Here is a 16,110-nt window from a genome sequence, read left to right on the forward strand (position 1 = left end):
TCGGCCGTGGGGTGGCTGACGTACATGTCCGGCATGGTTACCAGCTCGCTCCGGGGAATTCGCGTGCCAGGACCTGCATTTCGGAGAGGAGGTAGCCCAGGTGTTCCGAGTGGAGTCCGCGGCGGCCGCCGCCCGGTGCGGGCTGGACCTGCGGGACTTCCAGTTCCGCTTCCGCGAGCACCGCGCCGGTGAGGCGGTCGAAGTCGGCGCGCAGGCTGGAGGGCTCGACGGCGGCACCGGACTCGCTGAGGCGGTGGGTAAGCTCATCGTCGCGGAACAGCTCGTCGACGTAGGGCCAGATGACCTTGAAGCCGTGGATCATCCGCTGGCGGGACTCGTCCGTGCCGAGGGCCAGGCGCAGCACCCACTGGGCGCTGTGGTCGCGGTGGTAGTCCACTTCCTTGACGGCCTTCGCCGCAATGCCGGCCAGGGTGGCGTCGGTGGAGTCCACCAGCCGGCGGTACAGCTCGAACTGGTAATAGCTCACGACGAACTGCCGGGCGATCGTGACCGCGAAGTCGCCGTTCGGGATTTCGAAAATCTCGACAGACCGGAACTCAGGCTCGCGGCGGAAGTACGCAAGATCGTCCTCGCTGCGGCCGTCAAATCCGCCGGCGTAGCTGAGGAAGGAGCGGGCATGGCCCACCTGGTCCAGGGCGATGTTGCCCAGGGCGATGTCCTCTTCGAGCTCCGGCGCACGGGAGATCCAGTGGCCCAGGCGCTGGGCCAGGACCAGGGCGTCGTCGCCCAGGCGGAGGGCGAATTCGGCGGCGTCTTCGCTGGGCTTGGCGGTGCCGCGGCTGACGGCCAGGGCAATGTCCTCCGGGCGGAGGGCATTTCCGGGGGTGATCCGGGTGGCGCTGGCCATGCCGTCGCCGCCGGCTCCTGCCCCGGTGACGCCGACGGAGATGTCCCCGTGGCCGGCGTCGTGGGCGTTTGCTTCAGTCGTTGCTTCGGGGGTGCTCACAGGTGCTTCACGCCTTCGCTCTTGGTGTAGTACGTCGCGTGCCGGTAATCCTTGCCCTGCGGCGACTCGAAGAAGGAGCCCTTTGAATCCGGGTCGCTTGAGGCGATGGCGTCGGCGGGGACTACCCAGATGGACACGCCCTCATTGCGGCGGGTGTAAAGGTCCCGCGCGTTGCGCAGGGCCATCGCGGCGTCCGGGGCATGCAGGGATCCGGCGTGGACGTGGGAGAGGCCGCGGCTGGAGCGGACGAAGACTTCCCAGATGGGCCAGACGTTGCCTGCGTGGGGTTCGGGGGTTGTCATGCTGCGGATTCCTTCTCTGCGTGCTTTTTGGCCTGTTTTTCCGCGTAGGCGGCGGCGGCTTCGCGTACCCAGGCACCGTTCTCGTGGGCTTCGCGGCGTCGTTCCAGGCGCTGGGCGTTGCACGGTCCGCGGCCGGCCAGGACTTCGTGGAACTCATCCCAGTCAAGCGGGCCATGCTCCCATTTCTTGGTTTCTTCGTTGAAACGGATGTCCTTGTCCGGGAGGGTGAGTCCCAGGACCTTGACCTGCTCCATCATCATGCCGACGAAACGGTTGCGGAGCTCGTCGTTGCTGAAGCGCTTGATGTTCCAGGCCATGGACTGCTTGGAGTTGGGGGAATCGTCATCCGGCGGGCCGAACATCATCAGGGCCGGGGCGTACCAGCGGTTCACGGCGTCCTGGGCCATCTGCTTCTGCTCGGGGGTGCCGTTCGAGAGTTCGAGCAGGATTTCGAAGCCCTGCCGCTGGTGGAAGGACTCCTCCTTGCAGACGCGGACCATCGCGCGGCCATAGGGGCCGAAGGAGGCCCGGCAGAGCGGCACCTGGTTGGCAATCGCAGCGCCGTCGACCATCCATCCGATGGCACCCATATCCGCCCAGGTCCGGGCCGGGTAGTTGAAGATGGAGGAGTACTTGGCCTTGCCGTCCATCAGGTCCTGCATCATCTGGTCGCGCGGCTGGCCAAGGGTCTCGGCGGCGGAATAGAGATAGAGGCCGTGACCGGCCTCGTCCTGGACCTTGGCCATCAGGATGGCCTTGCGCTTGAGGCTCGGGGCACGGGAGATCCAGTTGGCCTCGGGCTGCATGCCGATGATCTCCGAGTGCGCATGCTGCGAGATCTGGCGCAGCAGGGTTTTGCGATAGGCCGGCGGCATCCAGTCACGGGGTTCGATCCGGGAGTCCTCCGCCATGACTTTGTCGAAGTAGGCCTGCCCCTCGGCATCACGGCGGGCCGCGTCCTCCGGGCTCATTTCATGCCGCGTTTCGTGCCGTGCCGGGGATGGCTCGGCGGGCACTGACTGCAGGGTCTGCGATGCCATGGTTGCTCCTATGCATTTCCGATAAATAATTACCGACCGTTCGTTCAGGATATGCGGAAGGCGGGAAGGGAGTCAAGCACCGCGGCGCTGGCCGCGGCAGCCGACACGCGGGGCCCCGGCGGCCCGGAGGAGACGGACCAGCCATGGCCTCCGGTGATATTGTCCGGTCATGGCAACGCCGGAAGCAGCAGAACCACCAGCAGCACCACCCCCGCCACCGACGGGCCGGCGGCGCCGCCGGATCCTGTTCGCCGCCCTGGGGCTGCTGCTGACCGCCGGCATTGCCGCGGCGGCCTTCCTGATGGCACCGCGGACGGAGAACGCGGCCCCGCCGCAGACCCCGGCCCCGAGCGCCACACCAGCGGCGACCAAGAAGCCTAAGCCCACCCCGCCGCCGGAGCCTCCGCCCACCGCGCTGAACATCCTGCTGGTCGGCAGCGACAGCCGGGTCAACCAGCGGGCCGCGGCCGCTGCGGGCAAGCCGTCGACCCAACTGGCGGACAGCATCGTGTTCGTGCACATCCCTGCCAACCGGAAGCAGGCGTACGGCATCTCCCTGATGCGTGACCTGTGGGTGGACATCCCCGGCCACGGCCAAGCCAAGATCAACTCAAGCCTGCTGCTGGGCGGCCTCCCCCTGGTGACGCGGACCGTCGAGTCCCTGCTGGGCCAGCACGTCAACCACACCGTCATGGTCGATTTCCAGACTTTCGCCGCCCTGACGGACGCAGTCGGCGGCGTCGACGTTAATGTGAAGCTGCCCTTTGAGTCGACCATCGACCCGGGGGTCAGGTTTCCGGCCGGAGTGAACCGGCTCAACGGCGCCCGGGCCCTGGACTTCGTTCGCGAACGCAAAGCGTTCGTCGACGGCGACTACCAGCGCGTCCGCAATCAACAGACCTTCCTCAAGGCCGTTCTGACCAAGGTCGTCAAGCAGGGCGCAACCGACCGCGCCACCGCCCGCAAACTGGCGACCACTGCACTGCCCCGCATCACGGTGACCCCGGGACTGACCTTGGACGCCCTGGCACGCCTGGCGTTCAGCTTCCACACCATCCCGGCCAACGGCGCCGTGTTCTTCACGCTGCCGACGGCGGGGGTCGGAACCAGTGCGGACGGGCAATCCATTGTGCTCGAGGATCCCGCCGCCACCGCGGAGATCGCTGCGGCCCTCCGCGCCAACAAGCTCAGCAACTACGTGGCCGCCCACAAACTGCAAAACGGCAACTGACCGGCGCGGGGGTTGGGTAGATTGGGTCCATGACGCAGACTCCCGTGCAGCCTTCCCCGCAGCCCCCCGTCGCCAAGAAGGTCCCTGCCCCACGCACCCACCACGGCGACGTGTTCGAGGACGACTACGAGTGGCTCCGCGACAAGGAATCCGCCGAGGTCGTGGAACTCCTGAAGGCCGAAAACGCGTACCAGGAAGCCGTGACCGCCCACCAGGAACCGCTGCGCGAGGCCATCTTCCAGGAAATCAAGGGACGCACCCAGGAGACCGACCTCTCCGTGCCGAACCGCAAGGACGGTTGGTGGTACTACACCCGCTCGGTCGAGGGCAAGGAATATGGCATCCAGTGCCGCGTCCGCGCGCAGGACAGCGGCGACCGCGTGGCGGACTGGACTCCCCCCGCCGTCGAGGTCGGCGTCGAAATCCCGGGCGAGGAAGTTCTCCTGGACGGCAACATTGAGGCCGAAGGCAAGCCGTTCTTCGCCGTCGGCGGCTCCGCGGTCACTATCGACGGGAACCTGTATGCCTACGCCGTGGACAACGCCGGCGACGAGCGGTTCACCCTGCGCATCAAGGACCTCCGCAGCGGCGAACTGCTCCCGGACGTGATCGAGAACGTCTTCTACGGCATCTCCTTCTCCCCCGACGGCAGCCGGATCTTCTACACCGTGGTGGACGCGTCCTGGCGCCCGTACCAGGTGAAGTCCCACGTCCTGGGCACGCCCGTCAGCGAGGACGAGGTGATCTACCAGGAGGACGACGTCGCCATGTGGCTCGGCTTCGAGCTCTCCGCGGACCGCCGGCACCTGGTCCTGGGCATCGGCTGCTCCGAGTTCAGCGAAACCCGCCTGCTGCGCTTCGATGACCCCGATGCCGGGCTGACAACCGTTATTTCCCGCGACGAGCGCATCCTGTACGAGGCCGAACCGTTCCTGCTGACCGGCCCGGACGGCGACAAGTCCGAAACCATCCTGCTGACCCACAACAAGGACGCCATCAACTCGATGGTCTCGCTCGTGGACCCGGCCGAACTCGCCAAGCCCGCCGCCGAGCAGCACTGGCTTACGGTTGTCGCGCATTCCGACCAGGTGCGCGTCAACGGCGCCGGCGTCACCTCCACCCATCTGGTGCTGTCCATCCGCAAGGACACGATCGAACGGGTGCAGGTCCTTCCGTTGGCGGGCCTCGGCACCCCGGACCAGGGCGCACCCGTGGAGCCGGCCTTTGACGAGGAGCTGTACACCGCCGGGGTGGCCGGCTCCGACTATGAGGCCCCCGTCATCCGGATGGGCTACACCTCCTACTTCACGCCCTCGCGGGTCTACGACTTTGTGCTCCCGACGGCGGAAGCGCCCGCCGGCGAGCTGCTGCTGCGCAAGGAAAGCCCGGTGCTGGGCGGCTACTCGTCCGCCGACTACGTCGCAACCCGGGAATGGGCGGTGGCGTCCGACGGGACCCGCATCCCGCTCTCGGTCCTCCGGCACGCCTCGGTGCGGCAGGATTCGACCGCGGCCGGGCTGGTCTACGGCTACGGCTCCTACGAACTGAGCATGGACCCGGGCTTCGGCATTCCCCGGCTCTCGCTGCTGGACCGCGGCATCGTGTTCGTGATCGCGCACGTCCGCGGCGGCGGCGAGCTGGGCCGGCACTGGTACGACGACGGCAAGAAGCTGCACAAGAAGAACACCTTCACCGACTTCATTGCGGCCACCGACTGGCTCGCCGGATCCGGCTGGGTGGACCCGGCCCGGATTGCGGCGATGGGCGGCTCCGCCGGCGGCCTGCTGATGGGCGCCGTGGCCAACCTAGCGCCGGAAAAGTACGCGGCGATTGTCGCAGCCGTCCCGTTCGTGGATGCCCTGACCACCATCCTTGACCCGGAACTGCCGCTCTCCGCCCTGGAGTGGGAGGAATGGGGCAACCCGATCACGGACCCGGACGTGTACGCGTACATGAAGTCCTACACGCCGTACGAGAACGTCCGGGCGGCGGCGTACCCCAAGATCGCGGCCGTCACTTCGTTCAATGACACGCGGGTGCTCTACGTGGAACCGGCCAAGTGGGTGCAGCGGCTGCGCGAGGTGAACACCGGCAGCGAGCCGATCGTGATGAAGATCGAGATGGAGGGCGGCCACGGCGGCGCCTCCGGCCGCTACGTGCAGTGGAAAGAGCGCGCCTGGGACTACGCCTTCGTCGCGGACTCCCTCGGCGCCACGGAACTGCTGCCCGGCGCCGGGCTGAAGTAGGCGTCGCCTCTCCCCCGTCGGTCGCTCCGTAACCGCCGTCTTGAGCCTTCAAAAGGGCCGTTACGGAGCAACCGACGGAATATCCAGCCTCCCGTGTACCCAAATTTGATCATCATGCTTACTATTGACCTGCACTAGGCACGTAGTTGGAGACACTGCTCACTGGGGGCAGCAGGAAACCGTGCCGGAACTGGAGTCATTCGTGAGCACTGAACAAGCTATGAGCGGGCTGTCCGACGAGGAACTGATGGCCGAGGGCGCCACCGCCCTGCCGGACAAGGAAGTTGCCTCGGTCCTGGATCTGAACGCCGACCTCAACCTGGGCATCGAGGCCGCCGCGCCGATCGACCTCGCCGTCGCTGCCAACGCCAACGTCGCGGCCCCGATCGACGCCGCCGCATCGGCGAACATCCTCTCCGCTGGCTCGGAGGCGCAGGCCCTCTCCGACCAGGGCGTCATCATCGACCAGGGCATCACCGCCGACGCCAACGCCACCTCCGTCCAGGACAGCGGCATCGACCAGGCCGCCGACTCCACCGCACCCACCGCCGCCGGCGATGCCGGTACGGCCGCTCCCACGGCCGACGGCGGCACCACCGCGACGGTCGATGCCGGAGGGGTGCTTCCGGACGGAACTGTGGACGGCGCTGTTGGCGACGCCACGGGCGTCCTTCCGGACGGCACGGCACCCGACCTGGGCGGCGCCGTGGACGGCGCCGTGGGCGGAGCAACCGGAGCACTCAACGGCAACCTGCTGAACGTCGACGTCAACCTCGACGCCAACGCTGGCATCACCGCGCCGATCAACGGTGCGGTGGCGGCCAACGCCAACGTTGCGGCACCGATCGATGCCGCCGTCGCCGCCAACATCGGCTCGATCGACAGCAACGCGTTCGCCGTGTCGCAGCAGGATGCGATCATCACCCAGAACATCGAGGGCGAGGCAACGGCCTCGGCTGACCAGCAGTCGAACATCCAGCAGTAGCAGCTAGATGACTACCTTGCATGGCGGGCCGTCCGCGCAGGACGGCCCGCCGGTCTCTGCCGCCCCGGGCACCCTGCCGCCTCCGGCCCTGGCCGACGGCGTCCAGCTGATCGGCGAGACGAAGGGCTCCGGCTACAAGCAGGCCCCGTCGTTGGTCCGGCGTGCCGACGGCCAGACGATCCAGCTGACTCGCCTGCTCTACTTGGTGCTCGAGGCCATCGACGGCCGCCGCAGCCTGGAGGAGATCGCGCAGCACGCCGGCAGCGCCTACGGCAAGCCAGTCAATGCGGGGAACGTCCAGACACTGATCGACTCCCAACTGCTCCCCCTGGGCCTCCTGCGGCTGGCCGACGGCTCGCAACCCGAAGTCAAGAAGTCCAACCCGCTCCTGGGCATGCGCTTCCGGTACTCCGTGACGGACCCGGAACGCACGCGGAAACTTACCGCCCCCTTCGCCACACTCTTCAACCCGCTGATCGTCGTGGCCGTGACCGCCGCCTTCCTGGCGACCTGCTGGTGGGTGCTGATGGTCAAGGGGCTCGCCTCGGCCACCCATGAGGCCTTTGCCAATCCGGGTCTGGTGCTGCTGATCCTGCTGGTCACGGTACTGTCGGCCGGCTTCCACGAATTCGGGCATGCCGCCGCGGCCCGCCGCGGAGGGGCCACGCCGGGCGCCATGGGCACCGGTCTGTACCTGATGTGGCCGGCGTTCTACACCGACGTCACGGATTCGTACCGGCTGGGCCGCGCCGGCCGGATCCGCACCGACCTGGGCGGCCTGTACTTCAACGCCATCGTGGCTGTGGCCATCATGGGTGTCTGGTGGGCCACCGGTTTCGACGCCCTGCTGCTGGTGGTGGTCACCCAGATCCTGCAAATGGTCCGGCAGCTGATGCCGATGGTCCGGTTCGACGGGTACCACATCCTCGCTGACGCCACCGGAGTCCCGGACCTCTTCCAGCGGATCAAGCCGACCCTGCTGGCGTTAATTCCCTGGCGCAAAACCGATCCCGAGGCCCGGCTCCTCAAGCCCTGGGCCCGGGCCGTGGTCACCGTTTGGGTGCTCGTCACCGTGCCCTTGCTGCTTTTCAGCCTGGTCACCATGGTGCTTACCCTGCCGCGGATCCTCGGCACCGCCTGGGACAACGGTTGGAAGCAGCAGGCCATGCTCTCGCACAGCGCCGCCTCGGGCGATTTTGCCGATGCTGCCGTGCGGGGGCTTGCGATCATCTGCATTGCGCTGCCGGTCCTGGGCATCTTCTATATCCTGCTGCGCCTGGGCCGGCAGTTCGTGACCGGCCTCTGGCAGCGGACCCGCGGCAAGGCACTGCAGCGCGGCGTCGCCATGGCCGCCATCGCAGCTGTCACAGCGGGCCTCGCCTGGGCCTGGTGGCCCGGCGCCGAGACCTACCGCCCGGTCCAGCCCTACGAACGCGGCACCCTCAGCGACATCACCACGGCCGTGTTTCCCGCCGCCTCGACCAAGGCGATGAAGGAGGGCCAGGCCGGCCGTACCGTGGCGCTCTGGCCGGCCGGCGCGAAGAAGCCCACCCGCGAGGACCCACAGCTGAGCATGGTGTTGGTACCCCGGGAAGGGTCTGCCCCAGCCGGCGGATCCGGCACCACGACGGCGGCCCCGTCCTGGGTGTTCCCCTTCGACAAACCGGCCGCACCGGAAGAGGGCGGCAACCAGTCGCTGGCCGTCAACACCACAGACGGTTCGGTCGTGTACGACGTCGCCTTCGCATTGGTGTGGGCCGACGACGGCGAAGACGTCCGCAACACCAACGAGGCGTATGCCTTCGCCAGCTGCAAGGACTGCGCCGCCGTGGCAGTCGGTTTCCAGGTGGTGCTGATCGTGGGCCAGGCGGATGTGGTCGTGCCGGAGAACCTCTCCGCCGCCGCCAACTACAACTGCCTCAGGTGCCTCACCTACGCCCTGGCCAGCCAGTTGGTCCTCACGCTGGACGGGCCGCTGAGCCCGGACGGCATGTCCAGGCTCACCGCGCTGTGGCAGCAGATCGCGGAGTACGGGCGGAACCTGCAGAACGTTCCGCTCTCGGAGATCCAGGGCAAGCTGAACGGGTTCAAGGAACAGATCATGGAGATCGTCCGGACGGACCCCAGCGCCACCCCGGGCGGGGCTGGCACGCCGACGGCGCCGGCAACGGCTTCGCCGGGCGCCACCCCCGGGTCCACACCCTCGCCGTCGCCTGCCACGACGGACCAGCCCGGCCCGGGTGCAACCGTCCCGCCCGCACCGGACGCCACGCTCGACCCGGAGCCCAGCCAGCCTGTGGACGGCGCCACCGAGCCGGCCCCCGCGCCGGGTCCCGGCGAAGACACCGCCTCGCCCGCCACCACGACGTCGGCTCCGCCGGCCCCGTAGGCCGCCGTCGGGAGCCGCCGGCTGCCGTCGTTGACGCTCCAGCCCAGTTCATGGCTGCCCGAACCTGGCCGGGATCAGACGAGCCGCGGGATCTCGGGGGCCGCCGGAGTCCGGAGGCTGCGGGTACGGGAACAACTGGGCGGGAGCGTCGGGAGCTGTCGGCCGGAGCAATCGCCGGGTTGTACGGGCCGGCGTCCCTACCCCGGCTGCCGGGCCTGCCACTCCTCGGCGAGCATCGCGTAGACCACCTCGGTGGCCCACTGGCCCTGGTAGTGCCACTTGTCCACCTGGGTGGACTCCAGCCGCATGCCGAGGCGCTCACACAGGGCTGCGGAGGCGGTGTTCAAGGCATCCAGCTTGGCATCGATCCGGTGGAAGCCAAGGTCCTCGAAACCCAGCTTCAGCATCGCCTGCGCAGCTTCGGCCGCGTAGCCTTTTCCGCGGGCTTCCGGCGCCAGGCTCCAGCCGACCTCGGCCTGGCCGCAGCCGGGGAGCCACTTGAGCACCACCTCGCCCAGCAGTCCCGGCGAGTCGGCAGCCTCGATTGCCAGCGCCACCCAGTCGCCCTCCTGTTCGAAGACGAAGTTCGCGTACTTACCCACGTACTCCATCGACTGCGTGTAGCTCTTGGCCTCCCGCGGGAGGAAGCGGGCGGTTTCCGGCAGCGAGTGGTAGGCGTGGAAGGCGTCCAGGTCCCCGGCCTCGAAGCGGCGCAGCACCAACCGCCGAGTGCGGAGGGGCAGCCGGAAGGAAAGGTTCAGTTCGGTCATGCCCCCAGCCTAGGACCCGTTCCCCGCCGGTTGCTCCCCGCCGGCCCCCTCCCCTCGCAAGCTCGGTCAGGGAACCCTGCCGGCGTGGGCCCAGCAGTGCCGTTTTGAGCCGCCAGAAGGGCGGTTACTGAGCAACCGATGAGCGGGCGACGACGGCGGCGGTCGCCTCCGCGATCGCGCGTTCCTCGTCGGTGGGCACCACCAGCACCGGCAGGGCCGACTCGGGCGTGGAAATCACCCGGGGTTCCTTTGACCGCTCTCGGTTCAGCCCGGCGTCGAGCTCCACGCCGAGAGCCCCCAGCCGTTCCGCAACCAGGCTCCGGAACTGGTGCGAGTTTTCGCCGATCCCGGCGGTGAAGACCAGGGCCTTCGCGCCGCCGACGGCCACGTGGTAGCCGCCGATGTACTTGGCCAGCCGGTAGGAGGCCACCGCGAGGGCCATGGCGGACTTGGCGTCGCCGGCTTCGGCCGCCTCGACGACGGAGCGCATGTCGTTGTTCCCCGCGAGGCCCTTGAGCCCGGACTGGCGGTTCAGCATGGAATCGAGGTCCTCGGCGGACCAGCCGGCCCGGCCCAGGAACACCAGGATCGACGGGTCCAGGTCGCCGGAGCGGGTGCCCATCACAAGGCCCTCCAGCGGGGTGAAGCCCATCGAGGTGTCGATGGACTTGCCGCCGCGGATGGCAGTGACCGAGGCGCCGTTGCCGAGGTGCGCGATGACGGCGTCGAATTCGTCCACCGGCAGGTCCAGCAGCGCCGCGGCCCGGTGCGCCACATACTCGTGCGAGGTGCCGTGGAAGCCGTAGCGCCGGATGCCGTGGTTGGTGTAAAGCTCGTCCGGCACGGCGTAGCGCCAGGCGTGTTCGGGCAGGGTGCGGTGGAAGGCGGTATCGAAGACGGCCACCTGCGGCAGCTCCGGCCACTTCTTCGCGATCGCGCGGATGCCGAGGACGTTGGCCGGGTTGTGCAGCGGCGCCAGGGGGTTCAGCCGTTCGATGGCGCGGGTGATCTCGTTATTGACCAGCACGGGCTCGGCGAAACGCTCACCGCCGTGCACCACACGGTGGCCTACGGCGTCGAGCGGCCGGTCACCCAGTGCCTCGTGGATCGCCCCGTCCACTTGTTCCAGGGCCTCCGCGTGGTCGCGGGGGCCCTCAATCTCGCCGTCGCCGTCACCGCCGTTGCCCATCCCGATCTTCTCGACCAGCCCCTCGGCAAGGACGCTGCCCGCTTCGACGTCGCGGACCTGGTACTTGAGCGAGGATGAGCCGGAGTTGATGACGAGAACGAGCATGGGGCCTCCTAAGCCTTGGCTTCGACGGGCTGTACGGTTGCGTGTCCGGCGGCCGGCGCGGCGGCCTGTCCCGTGGCCGGCTGGGCCGACTGGGCCTGGATCGCGGTGATGGCGACGGTGTTCAGGATGTCATCCACCGTGCAGCCGCGGGACAGGTCGTTGACCGGTTTGCGGAGCCCCTGCAGCACGGGCCCGACGGCGACCGCACCGGAGGACTGCTGGACCGCCTTGTAGGTGTTGTTGCCGGTGTTCAGGTCCGGGAAGATGAAGACCGTCGCCTGGCCGGCCACGGACGAGCCGGGCATCTTGGACTCGGCGATGGCGGCGTCGACGGCGGCGTCGTACTGGATGGGGCCCTCCACCGCGAGGTCCGGGCGCCGCTGGCGCACGAGTTCGGTGGCCTGGCGGACGGCGTCGACCGCTTCGCCTGCCCCGGAACCGCCGGTGGAGTAGGAGAGCATGGCAACGCGCGGTTCGACGCCGAACTGGGCCGCGGTTTCGGCCGAGGCCAGGGCGATGTCCGCGAGCTGCTCCACATTGGGCTCGGGGTTGACCGCGCAGTCACCGTAGACCAGCACCCGGTCCGGCATCAGCATCAGGAACACGGAGGAGACGATCTTGACGCCCTCGCGGGTCTTCACGAACTCCAGCGCCGGGCGGATCGTGTGTGCCGTCGTGTGCGCGGCGCCGGAGACCATGCCGTCCACCACGCCGAGCTGGACCATCATGGTGCCGAAATAGCTTTCGTCCTGCATCACCTCGAGTGCCTTCGCCAGGTCCACGCCCTTGTGCGCGCGCAGCTCCGCGTATTTCTGCGCGAAACCCTGGCGCAGCTCGGAGGTGGCCGGGTCCACGATGTTGATTCCGGCGAGGTCGATCCCCTGGGTGGCGGCAAGTTCGCGCACGTCCGCCTCCCGGCCCAGCACGGTGAGCTCGCAGACGTCCCGGCGGTGCAGGATCTCCGCGGCCCGGAGGATCCGGACGTCCGTGCCCTCCGGCAGGACGATGTGGCGGCGCTGCGAACGGGCCCGTTCGATCAGGTCATGCAGGAAGCGCAGCGGCGTCATCCGCTCCGGCCGTGGCAGATGCAGCCGCTCCAACAGTTCCGCCTCGTCCACGCGTTTGGCCCACAGGCCCAGCGCTGACGCCACCTTGCGGCGGTGGCCGGACCAGATTTCGCTGCGCACCTCGGAGACGCGTTTGGCGGTCACGTAGGTGTCGTCCGGGGCGGCGAAGATCGGGAACGGGGCCTGCGCCAGGAGCGAGTAGATGGTGGGGTCCGGGGCCAGTCCGCCGGTCAGGATCAGCGCCGACGGCACCGGGAATTCCGGCGAGAAGGAGGAGGCCAGGCAGGCCACCAGCACGTCCGCCCGGTCGCCCGGAACGATCACCAGCGCGCCGTCGTCGAGCACGTGCAGGAAGTTGGCCACGTTCATGGCCGCGACCTTGACCGAGTGCACATCGCGTTCCAGGTCCGGCAAGCCGGCCACCTGGCCGATGCCCAGCGCGGCGGCCACCTCGCCGGTGGTGGGCCGCGCGATGTCCTCCAGTTCGGGGAAGACGTACACCGGCCGGCCGGAGGCGCCCGGGCGCACCGCCGCGGCGATTGCCTCCAAGTCCTCGGGATTGGCACGGTTGACCATGATGGCCAGCAGGGTGCACCGCTCGGCCAGGAGTTCCTTGCGGGCCACCTCGACGGCGTCCGCGGTTTCGGCCACCGTGCGGCCCTTCGCCCCTACGACGGCGACCATCGGCGCCGCGAGGTTGTTGGCGAGCCGGGCGTTGAGGTCGAATTCGACGGCGGCGTCCTGGCCGGTCAGGTCCGTGCCCTCGATGATCACCACGTCGCAGTGCCGGGACATCTCCGCGAAGATCTCCACGCAGCGCGAGTCGATCTCCTCGCGGTTTCCCTCCGCGAGCAGGCCCCGGACCTCGGCGAAGGTCAGACCGCTGCGGCAGCGGTCGTCGTCGAGGTCGAAGCGGGACTTCATCAGCGCAACCATCGGGTCCGCGTCGGCGCGGCCGTGGACCACGGGCTTGAAGAAGCCGATGCGGTCCGCGTGCCGGTGCAGGGTGTCTGCCAGGCCCAGGGCAATGAGCGACTTCCCGGATCCCGGCGTCGTCGCGCTGACATATATTCCTTTGGCCATGTGTCCCAGCATACTTACACCCCTTGACAGCAGGCACCCGGATGGGATTACCTAATGAACATTCGGTAAATAAAGCTGGAGGCAATGACGCATGGCTGAACTGACGATTTCCGGTGACACCCACCCCATCCTGAAAGACGACTACGCCTCCGAATGGATGGGCATTGAAGTCCTGGCGCTCGACGACGGCCACGCCACCATCCGGATGCCGCTCCGCCAGGAGATGCTCAACGGTTTCGGCATGGCCCACGGCGGCATGATCTTCGCCTTCGGCGACACCGCCTTTGCCCTCGCCTGCAACCCGGTGAAGCCGGGCGTGGCCGAGGAAGGCACCATCACCGTGGCGTCCGGCGTCGACATCAACTTCATCAAGCCGGCCTTCCGCGGGCAGATCCTGACCGCCGTCGCCAACCACCGCGCCAGCACCGGCCGCAGCGGGCTGTACGACATCCAGATCTACGCTGCCGACCCCGCTGCCATCCCCGGCCCGGCAGGCTCCCCCGCCGGCTCCACACCGGCCACCACACTCCCGGGCGGGCTACCCTCCGACATCGCACCGGGCGAACTCATCGCCGAGTTCCGCGGCCGCAGCCGCACCATCTCCAAGAAATAGAAACAGGGACACAGATGACCACCCCCACCGCCGAATCTGCCCTCGCCCCCAGTGACGCCGTCCTGGACCGCGAAGAAACCATCTCCCGCGACGAGCTCGAGGCCTTGCAGCTCAGCCGCCTGCAGCACACCGTGGCGTACGCCTACGACCGAGTCCCGCTGTACAAGCGGAAGTTTGATGAGGCCGGTGTGCACCCCACCGACCTGCGCGAACTCTCGGACCTGGGGAAGTTCCCTTTCACCACCAAGGAAGACCTCCGGCTCGAGTACCCCTTCGGTATGTTCGCCGTGCCGCAGCACGAGGTGGCCCGGATCCACGCCAGCTCCGGCACCACCGGCCGCGCCACCGTGGTGGGCTACACCAAGAAGGACCTCGCCGACTGGGCCAAGCTGGTGGCCCGCTCGCTGCGCGCCTCCGGCGTCCGGCCCGGCATGAAGGTCCACAACGCCTACGGCTACGGCCTGTTCACCGGCGGCATGGGCGCCCACGCCGGCGCCGAAGCGCTGGGCTGCACCGTCATTCCGATCTCCGGCGGCCAGACCGAGCGCCAGATCACGTTGATCCAGGACTTCAAGCCGGACGCCATCCTGGCCACCCCGACGTACCTGCTGACCATCGCGGACGCCATGATGAAGCAGGGCATCGACCCCGCCTCCACCTCGCTCAAGTACGCCGTGCTCGGGGCCGAGCCGTGGACCGAGGAAATGCGGCACGAGCTTGAAGTCACCATGAACATCAAGGCCTGCGACATTTACGGCCTCTCTGAGGTCATGGGCCCCGGCGTCGCCGGCGAGGCCGTGGAGACCCAGGACGGCAGCCACATCTGGGAGGACCACTTCCGGCCCGAGATCATCGACGCCTTCGACCCGTCCGTGGTCCTGGGCGACGGCGAGCCCGGCGAACTGGTTTTCACCTCGCTCACCAAGGAAGCCCTGCCGATCATCCGGTACCGCACCAAGGACCTCACCCGGCTGCTGCCCGGCACCGCCCGTCCGGCGCACCGCCGGATGGGACGCATCACTGGCCGCAGCGACGACATGATCATCCTGCGCGGCGTGAACCTGTTCCCCTCGCAGATCGAGGAAATCGCGCTGCGCATCCCCGAACTCAGCCCGCACTTCCAACTGGAGCTCACCCGTCCGGAGGGGCAGCGGATGGACCAGCTGACCGTCAAGATCGAACGCCGCGAGTCGGTCACGGTCGAGGGCAGCGCGACGGCGGCGAAGGTGCTGCAGCAGCAGATCAAGATCCACGTCGGCTCCTCCTGCACCGTCGACGTCGTCGAGCCCGGTTCGCTGGAGCGTTCCAACGGCAAGTTGCGCCGGATCTACGACATGCGCCCCAAGTCCTGACCCGTCCCCGCTTGTCCAGCCACCGGCCGGCCCGGCAGGAGTGTCCTTCGAGGCCACGCTGCCGGGCCGACCGACCGTTCATGAGAAACTAGCGAGTATGCCCAGCACAGCAACCACCACCAAGCGCGGCCGTCCCGGCTATGACCAGCAGTCGGTGCTGCTGATCGCCGTCGATGTCTTCAACCGCCACGGCTATGACGCCACCTCGATGGGCATCCTCGCCGAGAACCTGGGCATCTCCAAGTCCGCGATCTACCACCACGTGCCGTCCAAGGGCGATCTGCTCAAACTCGCCCTCGACCATGCCCTCGGCGGCCTCGAAGCCATCCTGGACCGGCCTGAGGCGCGGACCGGCTCGGCCGACGCCCGGCTGGAATTCGTGGTCCGCGAGACCATCTCCGTCCTGGTGGAACGGCTGCCGTTCGTCACCCTGCTGCTGCGGCTGCGCGGCAACACCGAGATCGAGCGGGACGCCCTGGAACGCCGGCGCACGTTCGACCACAAGGTGGCCGCCCTGATCTCGGCCGCCGGCGACGAGGGCTCGCTGCGCCAGGACATCGACCCCCGCACCGTCACCCGCCTGCTGTTCGGCACCATCAACTCGATCGTTGAGTGGTACAAGCCCGGCGGGTCCCTCTCCCCCGAGAAGCTGGCCGACGACGTCGTCGCCATGGCGTTCCACGGCCTCCACGTCCCCACCAAAGCCTGACGCCGCCTCCGGGGGCACCGTTAACGGCCGCGGGCAGGCGGTGTCGCCCTCAAAGCCCGGCG

The 16,110-nt window shown here is 68.4% G+C and carries 13 protein-coding genes; 7 read left to right on the forward strand and 6 right to left on the reverse strand.

The window, feature by feature from the left end:
• Positions 1-37: 37 nt before the first annotated feature.
• The 3 genes from paaC to paaA are packed head-to-tail and all read right to left on the reverse strand — an operon-like array spanning position 38 to position 2,309.
• Positions 38-967 (reverse strand): 1,2-phenylacetyl-CoA epoxidase subunit PaaC, encoded by a 930-nt coding sequence (paaC, locus tag AC1DBL_RS02635; RefSeq protein WP_476925406.1) that lies wholly within the window; start codon positions 965-967, stop codon positions 38-40.
• Positions 964-1,269, reverse strand: coding sequence for a 1,2-phenylacetyl-CoA epoxidase subunit PaaB (gene paaB, locus AC1DBL_RS02640; protein ID WP_028265291.1), 306 nt, complete (start codon positions 1,267-1,269; stop codon positions 964-966). Before paaB ends, paaC begins: the two co-directional genes overlap by 4 nt.
• Positions 1,266-2,309 carry a 1,2-phenylacetyl-CoA epoxidase subunit PaaA gene (paaA, locus tag AC1DBL_RS02645; protein WP_476892031.1) on the reverse strand — a complete coding sequence of 348 codons (1,044 nt, stop codon included), beginning with the start codon at positions 2,307-2,309 and terminating at the stop codon, positions 1,266-1,268. Before paaA ends, paaB begins: the two co-directional genes overlap by 4 nt.
• Before the next feature lie 169 nt (positions 2,310-2,478).
• On the opposite strand from paaA, the gene AC1DBL_RS02650 reads away from it, so the two are divergent.
• From AC1DBL_RS02650 to AC1DBL_RS02665, 4 genes are all read left to right on the forward strand, one after another.
• Complete coding sequence (locus AC1DBL_RS02650; protein ID WP_476925407.1) at positions 2,479-3,540, forward strand: LCP family protein; 1,062 nt, start codon at positions 2,479-2,481, stop codon at positions 3,538-3,540.
• Between the two features lie 29 nt (positions 3,541-3,569).
• Positions 3,570-5,786, forward strand: a complete 2,217-nt coding sequence (locus AC1DBL_RS02655) for a S9 family peptidase (RefSeq protein ID WP_476925408.1) — start codon at positions 3,570-3,572, stop codon at positions 5,784-5,786.
• A gap of 220 nt (positions 5,787-6,006) precedes the next feature.
• The gene (locus tag AC1DBL_RS02660; RefSeq protein WP_441417832.1) at positions 6,007-6,771 is read left to right on the forward strand and encodes a peptidoglycan-binding protein; all 765 of its coding nucleotides are present in this window, start codon (positions 6,007-6,009) and stop codon (positions 6,769-6,771) included.
• A 7-nt stretch (positions 6,772-6,778) separates the two neighbouring features.
• Complete coding sequence (locus AC1DBL_RS02665; RefSeq protein WP_476925409.1) at positions 6,779-9,160, forward strand: hypothetical protein; 2,382 nt, start codon at positions 6,779-6,781, stop codon at positions 9,158-9,160.
• 197 nt (positions 9,161-9,357) lie between these two features.
• Here AC1DBL_RS02665 and AC1DBL_RS02670 read toward each other — a convergent pair whose 3' ends face one another.
• From AC1DBL_RS02670 to pta, 3 genes are all read right to left on the reverse strand, one after another.
• The gene (locus AC1DBL_RS02670) at positions 9,358-9,930 is read right to left on the reverse strand and encodes a GNAT family N-acetyltransferase (protein WP_476925410.1); all 573 of its coding nucleotides are present in this window, start codon (positions 9,928-9,930) and stop codon (positions 9,358-9,360) included.
• Positions 9,931-10,054: 124 nt separating this feature from the next.
• The gene (locus tag AC1DBL_RS02675; protein ID WP_441416873.1) at positions 10,055-11,224 is read right to left on the reverse strand and encodes an acetate kinase; all 1,170 of its coding nucleotides are present in this window, start codon (positions 11,222-11,224) and stop codon (positions 10,055-10,057) included.
• A gap of 8 nt (positions 11,225-11,232) precedes the next feature.
• Positions 11,233-13,374, reverse strand: coding sequence for a phosphate acetyltransferase (gene pta, locus AC1DBL_RS02680; RefSeq protein ID WP_441416872.1), 2,142 nt, complete (start codon positions 13,372-13,374; stop codon positions 11,233-11,235).
• Positions 13,375-13,465: 91 nt separating this feature from the next.
• Between pta and AC1DBL_RS02685 the strand changes: the two genes are divergently transcribed.
• From AC1DBL_RS02685 to AC1DBL_RS02695, 3 genes are all read left to right on the forward strand, one after another.
• Positions 13,466-13,987 (forward strand): hotdog fold thioesterase, encoded by a 522-nt coding sequence (locus AC1DBL_RS02685; RefSeq protein ID WP_441416871.1) that lies wholly within the window; start codon positions 13,466-13,468, stop codon positions 13,985-13,987.
• Positions 13,988-14,001: 14 nt separating this feature from the next.
• Positions 14,002-15,339: a phenylacetate--CoA ligase PaaK gene (gene paaK, locus AC1DBL_RS02690; RefSeq protein WP_476925411.1), complete on the forward strand. Its 1,338-nt coding sequence runs from the start codon at positions 14,002-14,004 to the stop codon at positions 15,337-15,339.
• A 97-nt stretch (positions 15,340-15,436) separates the two neighbouring features.
• Positions 15,437-16,048 carry a TetR/AcrR family transcriptional regulator gene (locus tag AC1DBL_RS02695; RefSeq protein ID WP_476925412.1) on the forward strand — a complete coding sequence of 204 codons (612 nt, stop codon included), beginning with the start codon at positions 15,437-15,439 and terminating at the stop codon, positions 16,046-16,048.
• The last annotated feature ends 62 nt before the right edge of the window (positions 16,049-16,110 follow it).

Source organism: Arthrobacter sp. 10T44 (genome assembly GCF_056393885.1).

Bases quoted from the DNA above. Each gene is read 5' to 3' on its own strand.
- paaK (WP_476925411.1), top strand. From the start codon at position 14,002: ATGACCACCCCCACCGCCGAATCTGCCCTCGCCCCCAGTGACGCCGTC.
- AC1DBL_RS02655 (WP_476925408.1), top strand. From the start codon at position 3,570: ATGACGCAGACTCCCGTGCAGCCTTCCCCGCAGCCCCCCGTCGCCAAG.
- paaA (WP_476892031.1), bottom strand. From the start codon at position 2,309: ATGGCATCGCAGACCCTGCAGTCAGTGCCCGCCGAGCCATCCCCGGCA.
- pta (WP_441416872.1), bottom strand. From the start codon at position 13,374: ATGGCCAAAGGAATATATGTCAGCGCGACGACGCCGGGATCCGGGAAG.
- paaB (WP_028265291.1), bottom strand. From the start codon at position 1,269: ATGACAACCCCCGAACCCCACGCAGGCAACGTCTGGCCCATCTGGGAA.
- AC1DBL_RS02665 (WP_476925409.1), top strand. From the start codon at position 6,779: ATGACTACCTTGCATGGCGGGCCGTCCGCGCAGGACGGCCCGCCGGTC.
- AC1DBL_RS02660 (WP_441417832.1), top strand. From the start codon at position 6,007: ATGAGCGGGCTGTCCGACGAGGAACTGATGGCCGAGGGCGCCACCGCC.
- AC1DBL_RS02670 (WP_476925410.1), bottom strand. From the start codon at position 9,930: ATGACCGAACTGAACCTTTCCTTCCGGCTGCCCCTCCGCACTCGGCGG.
- AC1DBL_RS02695 (WP_476925412.1), top strand. From the start codon at position 15,437: ATGCCCAGCACAGCAACCACCACCAAGCGCGGCCGTCCCGGCTATGAC.
- AC1DBL_RS02685 (WP_441416871.1), top strand. From the start codon at position 13,466: ATGGCTGAACTGACGATTTCCGGTGACACCCACCCCATCCTGAAAGAC.
- AC1DBL_RS02650 (WP_476925407.1), top strand. From the start codon at position 2,479: ATGGCAACGCCGGAAGCAGCAGAACCACCAGCAGCACCACCCCCGCCA.
- AC1DBL_RS02675 (WP_441416873.1), bottom strand. From the start codon at position 11,224: ATGCTCGTTCTCGTCATCAACTCCGGCTCATCCTCGCTCAAGTACCAG.